The sequence below is a fragment of the Cupriavidus sp. 05N38 genome (genome assembly GCF_056397345.1).
On the sequence record NZ_JBFTNF010000072.1, the window covers coordinates 21,330 to 32,157 of the forward strand.

The following is a 10,828-nucleotide window of genomic DNA, read 5'->3' on the forward strand; positions in this document are numbered from 1 at the left end:
ATGCGCGCTCCGGTACACGTGCGCTTCGACCCGTGGCGAAGCGCTGCCGGGCGTCAGGCAGCCGCGGCGCTGCCATCCACCAGCGCGCGCAGCGGCTGCTTGAGCAACTTGCCGCTGGCGGTGGTGGGGATGGTTTCGATCACGCGGATCTGCGCGGGGCGCTTGTACGGCGCCAGGCTTTCGCGCAGGTAGGCTTCCAGCGCGGGCATGTCGATGCGGGCACCGGGCTGGGTTTCGATGAAGGCCACCACGTCTTCGTTGCCGTCGGCCGCCTGGCGCCCGACCACGGCGGACTGGCGCACGCCGGGGAAGGCATTGATGACGGACTCCACCTCGATCGGATACACATTGAAGCCCGAGCGGATGATCAGGTCCTTCGAACGGCCGACGATGAACAGCGCGCCATCCGGAGCGAGGAAGCCAAGATCGCCGGTATTGAGCCAGCCGCCCGGCAACAGCGCCTCCGCGGTCTGTTCTTCGTTGCGGAAGTAGCCGCGCATCACGCCGGGACCGCGCACGCGGATCTGGCCACGCTCGCCGGGGGGCATCGGCTGGCCCTGCTCGCTGGTGATGGCGATCTCCACGCCCTCGACGATATAGCCGGCCGAGCAGTCGGTGCGCGGTGCATCCTTGCGCGTGATGAACAAGGAGCCGGCGTACTCGGTGATGCCGTAGCCGTGGTGCAGCGGCTGGCCGAACCACGCCTCGGTGTCGCTCTTGAGGGTGGGGTCCAGCGGCGCACCGCCGGTATAGAGGTAGCGCAGGCGCGGGAACGCGGTGGCGCCGTTCTTGCCGGTCCTGGCCGACGACTCGCGCGCCAGCGCCATGATGCGCGTGAACATGGTCGGCACGCCCTGCAGCATGGTGAGGCCGGGCGACTCCAGCGCCGTGAACACGTCGGCCGCGTCGAAGCGCGGGCGCATCACCAGGCTGGCGCCGGCGTAGAGCGTGGCCATCAGCACCGTGGCAATGCCGAAGATGTGCGACAGCGGCAGCGCGCCATAGGCGATATCGTCCGGGCCCAGGTCGCGCGAGGTCGCCGAGATGCGCGCGAAGATGGTGAGGCCGGCATGCGGCACCATCACGCCCTTGGGGGCGCCGGTGGTGCCGGAAGTGTAGATCAGCGTGGCGATGTCGCGCGCCTGTGCGGCATCCACGCGCTGCGGCGCCCGCGCGGCGCGCAGCACGGCGAAGCGCGGATCGAGCGCGGCGCAGTCCGAGGGCTGCGCGCCGAGCCGTGCGGCGTGCGCGGCTGCTACGTCGGACACGTGGTTGGTGAAGAAGGTCAGCAGCGGCTCGGCATGGTCACGGATGCCGTCGATCTCGCGCGGGGAAAGCCGCGCGTTGACCTGGATCGGCCACGCGTGCAGCGCGCTGCAGGCAAACAGCATCACCACCATCTCGGTGCAGTTCTCGCCCACCACCATCACGCGGTCGCCCTGGCCCACGCCCTGCGCGGCCAGCCAGTCGCGCGCGGTGGCGATGCGCTGCCACAGCGCGCCATAGCTCAGGATCCCGTCGCTCTCGTACAGGCAGGGCGAATCAGGCGAGCGCTCGGCCCAGTGTTTCGGGATGTCGTGGATGAACTCGGGGCGGAAGGAAGACATGATGCGGGCGATGTAATGCGGATGAAGCTGACGAAAGGGAAGCCGGTGCCCGAAGGACACCGGCTGCGGACAAGCTTATTGGTCGAGGTGGATGCCGGCCGACTTGATCAGGCCATCCCACTTCTGGTACTGACTGCGCATATATGAGCCGAACTGCGCCGGCGTGGACGGAAACGGCACCGTGCCCTGCGCCGCGAGGCGCGCGGCCAGCTCGGGCTGCGCCAGCGCGGCCACGATCTCGGCGTTGAGGCGGTCGACCACGGCCGGCGGCGTATTGGCCGGCGCGGCCACGCCGAACCAGGCGGTCAGCTCGTAGCCGGGCACGCCCGCGGCGGCCAGCGTTGGCACGCCCGGCAACTGGTCCGAAGGTTTCGCGGTGGTCACGCCGAGCGCGCGCACGCGGCCGTCGCGCACATAGGGCAGCGCGGTGGAAATGCTGTCGAACATCATGGTCAGGCGCCCGCCGATCAGGTCGGTCATGGCCGGGGCGCTGCCCTTGTACGGCACGTGGTCGATGCGCACGCCCGCCATGTGGGTAAACAGCTCGCCCGCCAGGTGCGAGGACGAGCCGTTGCCGAACGAGCCGTAGCTCAGCTTGCCGGGCTCGCGCTTGGCCAGCGCGATCAGTTCGGCCACGTTGCGCGCGGGCACCGACGGATGCACCACCAGCACATTGGGCAGGTAGGCCACCGAGGCTACCGGCGCAAAATCCTTGAGCGGGTCGTAGCCCGGCTTGTCGTACAGGCTCTTGTTCACGGCCAGCGAACCGAACGTGCCGAAAAACAGCGTATAGCCGTCGGCCGGCGCGCGCGCCACCGACACCGCGGCGATATTGCCGCCCGCGCCGGGGCGGTTCTCGATCACCACCGGCTGGCCCAGCCGCACCGACAGCGCATGGCTGACCTCGCGTGCCAGCAGGTCGGTGGCGCCGCCCGGCGGGAAGGGCACGACCAGGCGCACCGGCTTGTCCGGATAAGCCGCGAACGCGCTTGCGGTGGCCGCCAGCAAGCCGCAGAGCGCGAGCAGCCTGGTGCAACGTGTGGTCCAGCGTGACATTCGCCTGTCTCCTCGGCGTTAATTGTGATGTTGCTGCGATGGAACAGCGCCAGTGTGAGTCAGGCGCCGCAGGGGCGCCATTTGGATTTGTTTAAGGCCGTGTTCGGGACGGCGGGGAGCAGCGCCGGCATGACGCAGGAGGTGCGCGCCCTGGTGCAAACCCTTGGCGGCGCGCGGCCCGGCGCGGCCGAACGCTTCCGGCAGGCCGAAGAGCGGCTTTGCCATTGCGGAACCAGCGAATCCCCTGCCCCCCATAGAATCGGAGCACCGTATCGCGGAGGCGACCGTGGTCCGTGGCGCATGTGCGCGCGGCCCGCGGCCGGCCTTCCCAACCGAGGGGACAAGCAGATGGATTTGCGTTTCAACGCCGCGGAGCAATCGTTCCGCGAAGAGGTTCGGAGTTTCGTGCAGGCCAGCCTGCCGGCGGATATCCGCGACAAGGTGCTGGCGCACCAGCGCGTGGAGAAAGACGACTACGTGCGCTGGCACCGCGTGCTGCACGCGCAAGGCTGGGGCGCGCCGACCTGGCCCAGGCAATGGGGCGGCACCGGCTGGACCCCGCTGCAGCGCCTGATCTTCGAGATCGAGACCTTCCGCGCCGGCGCGCCGCGCCTGCTGCCGTTCGGCCTCACCATGATCGGCCCGGTGCTGATGAAGTACGCCAGCCCCGAGCACCAGGAACGCTTCCTGCCGCGCATCCCCACGGTGGAAGACTTCTGGTGCCAGGGCTATTCCGAGCCCGGCTCCGGCTCCGACCTGGCTTCGCTCAAGACGCGCGCCGTGCGCAAGGGAGACCGCTACATCGTCAACGGCCAGAAGACCTGGACCACGATGGCGCATTTCGCCGACTGGATCTTCTGCCTGGTGCGCACCGACTCCGAGGTCAAGCCGCAGGAAGGCATCTCCATGCTGCTGATCGACATGAAGACGCCGGGCGTGACGGTTCGCCCCATCGTCACGCTCGACGGCGGCCACGACGTCAACGAAGTGTGGTTCGAGGACGTGGAAGTGCCGGCCGCCAACCTGCTCGGCGAAGAGAACCGCGGCTGGACCTACGCCAAGTACCTGCTCGGCCACGAGCGCACCGGCATCGCCGGCATCGGCCACTGCAACCGCGAACTGCGCCAGCTCAAGCACTACGCGGCGCAGTCCACCGACGGCGCCGGCCGGCCGCTGATCGACGACGTGCGCATGCGCGACAAGATCGCCCGCATCGAGATGGACATCATGGCGCTGGAAATGCTGCTGCTGCGCGTGGCCACGCAGTCCGCCGGCCAGCCCGGCCCCGAGGCCTCCATCGTCAAGATCCGCGGCTCCGAAATCCAGCAGGACCTGGCCATGCTGCAGATGGAAGTGGCCGGCCCCAGCGCGTGGCCGTACTCGCCTCGCTGGCTCGAAGCGGGCGAGACGCCTGCGGACATGCCGCAGCACGCACCGGACTGGGCCGCGCCCGCCGCCTCCACGTACTTCGACATGCGCAAGACCTCCATCTACGGCGGCGCCACCGAAGTACAGAAGAACATCATCTCCAAGATGATCCTGGGTTTCTGAACGCCGGGACAGAAGGAACAAGCACAGCCATGGACTTCAATTACAGCGAAGAGCAGCAGATGCTGGCGGACAGCCTGCGCCGCTTCATCGATACCGAATACACCTTCGCCAAGCGCCGCGCCAGCGCGCGCGACGGCGCCAGCCTCGACCGTGCCACCTGGGCCCAACTGGCCGAGATGGGCGTGCTCGGCCTGACCGTGCCAGCCGAGTACGGCGGCTTCGGCGAAAGCGCAGCCAGCCAGCTGGTGGTGCAGCGCGAACTCGGCCGCGGCCTGGTGCTCGAGCCGGTCACGCCCGCCGCGGTCATCTCCACCGCCGTGCTGGCAGCCTACGGCAGCGCGGCGCAGAAGGAAGAATGGCTACCCGCCATCGCCAGCGGCGAGCGCATCGTCACCCTCGCCTACCTGGAGCCCACCACCCGCTACCGCCCCGAAAGCGCGCGCGCGGCCGCCGAGCGCAAGGGCGACGGCTACCAGCTCAACGGCACCAAGACACTCGCCTGGCACGGCGAAGCCGCCGATGCCTTCCTGGTCAGCGCGCGCATCGCCGGCAGCAACGAACTGTCGCTCTTCCTGGTGCCGAAGGACGCGCCCGGCCTGACCGTGCGCGGCTACCCCACCATGGACGGCCTGCGCGCCGCCGACCTCACGCTGCAGAACGCCACGGTCGGCGCCGATGCGCTGGTAGGCAGCGAAGGCAACGGCCTGGCCGCGCTCACGCACGGCATCGACCACGGCATCGCCGCGCTATGCGCCGAAGCCGCCGGCGCGATGGAAAGGCTGATCGAGATCACCGGCGAATACCTGCGCACGCGCCAGCAGTTCGGCAAGCCGCTCGCCGCGTTCCAGGCCCTGCAGCACCGCATGGCCGACATGCTGGTGCAGAAGGAACTGGCGTTGTCGATGGCCTATGTCGCCGCGCAAGCGCTCGACGAAACCGATCCCGCGCAGCGCCGCCGCATGCTCAGCGGCGCCAAGGTGGTGGTCGCCAAGGCCGGCCGCTTCGTCGGCCAGCAGGCGGTGCAACTACATGGCGGGATGGGGATGACGGATGAACTTGAGGTTGGGGATTACTTCAAGCGGCTGACGATGATCGACCCGCTGCTGGGGGATAGCGATTTTCATGTGCAGCGGTATGGGGAGGTGATGGTGGGGTAGGTTGAGCAATCGGCGCTTGCGCCTGCGCTCGCTCGGCAATGCGTGTCTTTTTGCTCTGCCGGGCGGGCCGGTCTGCATGCGCCAGTTCAGTCCTCCGGCCAGTTGCTATCGCCTTCGGTCGGGGACTTCGGATACCGAATAAGATGGCTCTCCCGATCGCTCTCCCCAACGGTCATTCAGCCGCCAGGATCTGGATGATCCTCACTGGGAATGACGAGCAAGGTCGGTACAGTCGCGCCGTCCCCATAGTGGTCGGCGTAGCAGCGCTTACCGTTGTCGCAGGTCAGTGTCCAGTCTTTGTAGTCCTTGAAAACCGGCCGGTAGACACCAGGATCCGCAGCAGCCGCCAAAATGGAGAGTAAGGCCAGTGGGCCGACGAGCAGTAGGCGATGAGGTAGTTTCACAGTCACACACCATTGGAGGGACTTACATTTTCTATCTGAGATGACCTGGCGCAGAAACAATCGATTTTCCGCCTCGTGTAATTCAGTTAGTCCGCCTTATCAGTTCTCCGTACTGGATAAACGAACGTGACCGCATCTCCGTGGCGATCGACATAACTTATAATAAATTTATGGTTATCCAGTCTCACATCGCTAATTGCGCCCGGAACATTAACCAATTCTCGCGGTAAGTTCAGTCGAATCGACCCGATTACCGAATTCTTTCTACTTGGATAGATTTGATATATTGGGAGCGGATTTTTCGATATTCCCAATGCCACTCCGAATTCCAAGTCATAGACTTCCACCAGTGGAAAAGGGCCGGCCAACCCCTTATTTTTTCTATAAAAGTAAGTGGCAGAACACTGCGTCCCACACGGGAACAACATCACAAATATCCCTTCCACAAGCGAAATACTGGCCGGCGCCGCAGAATAATCAAATAATTTTGCATCCCCTTGCTTGTCAGCACTGTATATTCCGCAATTGAGATGACCTCTTCTATTCGCACAATTGATTTTTATCTGAGTGTCACTCCGCTGAAAATTCGTTATTTCCGTAAGTGGCTGGCCGTTGACCGCCGCGGCAAGAACCAAACAGATGAAGAACGAAAGGGCCTTACAGCCTGTAGAACCGGCAATCTTCATCGCTGACTCCTCGCGAATTAGGAACCCTCTTGTCTGGCACTACAAACGGCGGAGCGCTGGATAATCGCCTTCTTTCTACGGCTCCTTAAAGCCCCAGACGCTCAAGCCTCTTCGAGATTGACTTCTTATCTTTTAGCGGAAAATTAACGGGATTTCCGCTTAATTCTCCGTCCAATCCCTTTGCCAACTTACCCAATATGTCGTCGCGTCTCACTAGAGGATGCACAGAATTCCCTAGATCTATTTGGTATATATTGACCAGATAAAAATCACCCCCAAAATCCGCCGATTTTGAGTTCACGTGCCATCTAACCAGGACAACAAGGAATTTCCCCCTCCTAACAAATGCTTCGGCGATATGGGGTGCGCCGCCGTTGATTTCATAGGTATCGATCGGGATGGATGGCTGATTGGCACACTCCAGGGTCATTTCGATTGGCGTAGCGGAAATTTCCAACCCGTCTTTATTGGATTCGGAATTTTTATGCTTGAAGGATACCAGACACCATTTCTCCCGATTCCCGATAGAAATTTCGCCAATCTCTGCCTCGAATGAATGTGCAGGTCTTATGCCTCCAAACCCCACGAGATAAACAACAAAAATACCCCACCTCGCCACCCGCTGGATGAACTCAATATGATATTCAAATCGTTTTTTCATAAAATCACACCGATAGTCACATCAGGTACTTATTAAATCAATCGCAGCCGATCAATTTCCCCCTGCTGTCCAACTCCCTGTTTATTTTCTTTTCTGTATTAAGAGAGAATCTCACACGCCTTCCATTTTTGACTCCATCCCAGCCCACCTTATTTTTACCAAGAAACTCCCTTCGAACGAAAAAAGGGTCTCCCGAGATATTTTCACCATAACGATAAATTAATATCCTATACATATTCCCATTAAAAGACGAGGCACGAGAATAAATACTCCACCTCACCAACACCGCAATGCATTTATCACCTCTAATGAAAGATGATAATATTTCCGGGGCCCCTCCCTCCTTTTCATAGGTGTCAATAATTACGGCAGTACCGTCCTCACACGACCACCCGACATCAACATTTCCTGAAACCGCTTCCGATAAGGACTCAGACATAGAAGGTGCCGCTTCTTGGAATATCACAGAACACCCATTCTTTATGCTATCCGCATGGACGTCTTCGATTTTCTGAGAAGCAAAGCCGGTCTGTGAGAACGAAAAAGACGAAATACAAAAAAATTTAATTATCACCAGTGATTTCGTCACCAACCGTGAGAAATATTTAGTTTTGCATTCCAGTTTTTGTTGCATGGTTCGACCCCCTGATTTATTGCCATAAAAGCCCTACGAGCCGCGACTCGCCTTCGATCTATGTCTTTCATGACGGGGTTGATTTTCTTAGTTACGCGGGCAGGATTGTTGACATCTGCTAACGCATTTATGTCTCTTGTCCACCAGTACCAGCCTGATGAATCCGTTGCAAAATGCGCATCATCCTCTACCTTGGACGGTACGCTTGTGACATCGATCCCGCTGTATTTCTTGTAAGATACCTCGACCGCGAGAATCGACGTTTGGATGTTTGTCATCGCCAAACAATACGTGACCGGGCTCCACATCATTTCTTACCATCAGCCTTCCGTTCGCTCGAGTAACGAATAATTGAACGTACCGGCAGGTACTTGTATTCGATAATCTACTTGCTGCTTGCAGCGTTACCTTGCTCTGGTGGCCAGTCTGGAGAGATAGTCTTCAGATACATTGCTCTAACCTCAGACAGCCGCGCGAGGCAGTTATTACGCGTAGTCTCAAACGCCTCCGACTTATTCTCTATCTGCATAACTTCCATTTCGCAGTCAAAATATTTCATTTTTCTCCAAGTTTCTTGGGAGGAAATTACTTTATTTTTTATTTCCATTAAGAGATTGGGCTCTCTTTCATACTGCCTATTCAATCTTTTATTAAGTGACTTATACGCAGAATCGAGATTCGATTTCGCTTTGGCGTAACTTATAGCTGAACACTTGTAAATATCGGCACTGTACCTCGGTGAAACGCAGTCGAGATCGCTAGCCTGCACGCCAGGCAAAAATACAAATACAATTAAATAAAAAGTATATTTAATCTGATCTTTTAATGAAAAATTCATGGCATTACATTTGCAAGTAGCGGGAAAATAGTTTTATCTATTCTTTCTTAGATAAGCAACACACTGCCGTCCACCATCATATGGTTTTATACTTGACGTGTCTTCGATATAGAAAATTAGTTCGTCAGCATCATTCCCCATGCCAGCCACCGCTGGCTTAGGCTTTCGCATCATTTCTGACAAGACATATATTCAAGCTGTTTTCAATTGAGAAGCGAGGAAAGCCACCCCAGTTGATTTTTCATCGTCTTTGCCAGGCAAGCGCCATTGCCCCCACAAGCATTGCGCTCGTGCAGCCAGGAACGATGCCGCCGCACATTTTCAGTTGTGTCGAACGGAATTTGTTTCCCTTCCGCTAAATACAGGCTGTATGCACGGGCAATGCTTTTATCCAAACCAGCCAGTTCGTGGGAACGACATATAGCTTTTTCTGCGGAAGGTCTGGCATGAAAGCAAGAGAATGATGGGGAGGGCGCGGTCCCCGGGACGATCTTGGTCAAAATTAGGATAGTCTGATCGTACCAACGCAAAGCGATCTTCTTGCCATCAATAAAAAAAATCCAAGCGCCGCGCGGGACAGAAGGGAAAGCGGGGTCTTCAAATCCCACTCCCGCTTCCCATGGTTCTCGAGTGCAGGTAATGCCGGTCACATCTACAACCTTCCCCGCTGGCAATCCGAGTTGATAGTCAAGGACTGGCGATGCGTCGGAGTCCGCACTGTAGCCGCCGAGGCTAGCTTTCAGAAGGTTATCCACAGTGATTGGAATGATTCTTGCCTTTGGGTTTTCACATATACGATAGATTTCTGGTGCATTCCCTGCGATCCAATTCACGCGAAAATCAAAGATGCGCCACATTAGCATCGGCGCGTCCCATCCATAATTAATAGCGCCGCCGTAATTTGTATTTACATGAACCTCGACCACCTCCCACTTTCCGATCAACTCGTCAGGGATTGATGCAGACTTCGCGGGTGGAGTGAATAATCCAGTCAGAAATAATAATAGTACTAGGGGAATTATTATGGCCCTACGCAGGAACACTATAGCGCTCATTCTTTCGAGTCGAAATTGAGAATTAATGACAGTTTTGTTCACGATGGCTTGGTTCGCATCAAATATTCTTAGGCAAGAAATATGACTATTTGAAATCAATCTTACTGCCCTGAAATTCGTATCGAGCATGAACAAATAGGTTCACCTCGTCCTCTCTTCTCAGAACTAGGCCAAGCATCGTTTTTCCATTCGATTTCACCCCCTCTCTTATTTTGGCCGTGACCGCGGGCACGTCCCCTTCATTTACGAGCCTCGTAACGCTATCCCATCTCCCGGCAGCGTTGTAAGCAAAACATGTCAGTGCATCAAACTCATGTTGAGCGAGATCGATTTCTATGGAATTACGGACCTTCTCTTCGTAGTGCGGTACGATGTGGTGGAGTAATGCAAATTCCTGCTGCTGATTGAGTGAAAGCAGATCCGAATTGTCTTGCGCGAATTTTTGGGCCTGAGTCTCCGTCAGACCTGATCCCTTAGAAAGGCTGGTCGCGATAGATTCCGATAAGCCAATCGCCATCATGTCGGCTCGTATACTAGCGGCACTCCTTTCTTTCATGTCATAGCCTGGACCTAGCGTTACGCCACTTGCTCGGCCCGGCCAATGAAGCCTATTGGATTTACCTGCGCGCACTTCCTGCCTGTAGATGAACCAAATCCCCTTCTCCGAGAGCCGGGTTGCAGCAAATCGCATGAAGTTCCCAACCAAAGCCACGGGATGAACATGAAACACAAACGAATCAACAGGAAAACCTTCCACCTTCCCCGCGACGGCATCCCACCACACCAGCTTGGCAATCCGCGCCTTCTCGCTTTGCCAGGCGGCCCGGGCCGTGGGCGGCACGTTCTTGTCCCAGGCATCCCAGCTCGCCGGGTCGGCCTTCCATTCGCTTGGATAGCGAATGATCAATCGCGACAGTTCGCCGAGCTTGCCGCGGCTGCGCTGGGCAGCCCGCAGTTCCCCCAGGGTCAGTCGGTGATCGGGGATGGTATCGAGGCTGGCGAAGACCTCGCGCATGGGGCCGTCGAGTTGCGCATCGGTGAGCGCCAGCTCGCCGCCCTGGAACGCAGCCATTTGGGCCGCGGTGGTGAAGATGTTGCCGTAGCCTTCGCCCGTTGGCTTGGACTCGATCAGCTTGAAGTCCACCCACTCATGCGGTGAATGCAGGGTGATGCCGGTAT

10 protein-coding genes are annotated in these 10,828 nt (G+C 58.5%); 2 read left to right on the forward strand and 8 right to left on the reverse strand.

The genetic code is table 11. The features are described 5' to 3' along the window. Window positions 1-53 precede the first annotated feature (53 nt). Together AC1DK4_RS34425 and AC1DK4_RS34430 are read right to left on the reverse strand one after the other, a co-directional pair. The gene (locus tag AC1DK4_RS34425; protein WP_441622207.1) at window positions 54-1,607 is read right to left on the reverse strand and encodes a class I adenylate-forming enzyme family protein; all 1,554 of its coding nucleotides are present in this window, start codon (window positions 1,605-1,607) and stop codon (window positions 54-56) included. Window positions 1,608-1,682: 75 nt separating this feature from the next. After that, window positions 1,683-2,663 (reverse strand): Bug family tripartite tricarboxylate transporter substrate binding protein, encoded by a 981-nt coding sequence (locus AC1DK4_RS34430; RefSeq protein WP_441622205.1) that lies wholly within the window; start codon window positions 2,661-2,663, stop codon window positions 1,683-1,685. A 348-nt stretch (window positions 2,664-3,011) separates the two neighbouring features. Between AC1DK4_RS34430 and AC1DK4_RS34435 the strand changes: the two genes are divergently transcribed. Both AC1DK4_RS34435 and AC1DK4_RS34440 read left to right on the forward strand, forming a co-directional pair. Next, window positions 3,012-4,214, forward strand: coding sequence for an acyl-CoA dehydrogenase family protein (locus tag AC1DK4_RS34435; RefSeq protein ID WP_441622203.1), 1,203 nt, complete (start codon window positions 3,012-3,014; stop codon window positions 4,212-4,214). 29 nt (window positions 4,215-4,243) lie between these two features. Continuing rightward, window positions 4,244-5,371, forward strand: coding sequence for an acyl-CoA dehydrogenase family protein (locus tag AC1DK4_RS34440; RefSeq protein WP_441622201.1), 1,128 nt, complete (start codon window positions 4,244-4,246; stop codon window positions 5,369-5,371). A gap of 490 nt (window positions 5,372-5,861) precedes the next feature. Here the strand turns inward: AC1DK4_RS34440 and AC1DK4_RS34445 are convergent, their stop codons facing one another. The 6 genes from AC1DK4_RS34445 to AC1DK4_RS34470 all read right to left on the reverse strand — a co-directional run. Beyond that, entirely contained in the window at window positions 5,862-6,461 is a 600-nt protein-coding gene (locus AC1DK4_RS34445) for a hypothetical protein (RefSeq protein ID WP_441650060.1), read from the reverse strand. A gap of 85 nt (window positions 6,462-6,546) precedes the next feature. Next, on the reverse strand, window positions 6,547-7,122 hold the full coding sequence (locus AC1DK4_RS34450) for a hypothetical protein (RefSeq protein ID WP_441650059.1): 576 nt from the start codon (window positions 7,120-7,122) through the stop codon (window positions 6,547-6,549). A gap of 37 nt (window positions 7,123-7,159) precedes the next feature. Next, the gene (locus AC1DK4_RS34455; protein ID WP_441650058.1) at window positions 7,160-7,756 is read right to left on the reverse strand and encodes a hypothetical protein; all 597 of its coding nucleotides are present in this window, start codon (window positions 7,754-7,756) and stop codon (window positions 7,160-7,162) included. 385 nt (window positions 7,757-8,141) lie between these two features. Further along, a complete protein-coding gene (locus tag AC1DK4_RS34460) occupies window positions 8,142-8,594 on the reverse strand; it encodes a lysozyme inhibitor LprI family protein (RefSeq protein WP_441650057.1) in 453 nt (150 codons plus the stop codon). A 203-nt stretch (window positions 8,595-8,797) separates the two neighbouring features. Next, window positions 8,798-9,778: a lysozyme inhibitor LprI family protein gene (locus AC1DK4_RS34465; protein ID WP_477132071.1), complete on the reverse strand. Its 981-nt coding sequence runs from the start codon at window positions 9,776-9,778 to the stop codon at window positions 8,798-8,800. Then, a partial coding sequence (locus AC1DK4_RS34470) for a glycoside hydrolase family protein (RefSeq protein WP_477132072.1) occupies window positions 9,735-10,828 on the reverse strand: 1,094 nt, incomplete at its 5' end. The genes AC1DK4_RS34470 and AC1DK4_RS34465, both read right to left, overlap by 44 nt.

What these genes read in the sequence shown, in the direction of transcription:
- AC1DK4_RS34425 (WP_441622207.1), bottom strand. Translation starts at nt 1,607, where the DNA reads ATGTCTTCCTTCCGCCCCGAGTTCATCCACGACATCCCGAAACACTGG.
- AC1DK4_RS34430 (WP_441622205.1), bottom strand. Translation starts at nt 2,663, where the DNA reads ATGTCACGCTGGACCACACGTTGCACCAGGCTGCTCGCGCTCTGCGGC.
- AC1DK4_RS34435 (WP_441622203.1), top strand. Translation starts at nt 3,012, where the DNA reads ATGGATTTGCGTTTCAACGCCGCGGAGCAATCGTTCCGCGAAGAGGTT.
- AC1DK4_RS34440 (WP_441622201.1), top strand. Translation starts at nt 4,244, where the DNA reads ATGGACTTCAATTACAGCGAAGAGCAGCAGATGCTGGCGGACAGCCTG.
- AC1DK4_RS34445 (WP_441650060.1), bottom strand. Translation starts at nt 6,461, where the DNA reads ATGAAGATTGCCGGTTCTACAGGCTGTAAGGCCCTTTCGTTCTTCATC.
- AC1DK4_RS34450 (WP_441650059.1), bottom strand. Translation starts at nt 7,122, where the DNA reads ATGAAAAAACGATTTGAATATCATATTGAGTTCATCCAGCGGGTGGCG.
- AC1DK4_RS34455 (WP_441650058.1), bottom strand. Translation starts at nt 7,756, where the DNA reads ATGCAACAAAAACTGGAATGCAAAACTAAATATTTCTCACGGTTGGTG.
- AC1DK4_RS34460 (WP_441650057.1), bottom strand. Translation starts at nt 8,594, where the DNA reads ATGAATTTTTCATTAAAAGATCAGATTAAATATACTTTTTATTTAATT.
- AC1DK4_RS34465 (WP_477132071.1), bottom strand. Translation starts at nt 9,778, where the DNA reads ATGCTCGATACGAATTTCAGGGCAGTAAGATTGATTTCAAATAGTCAT.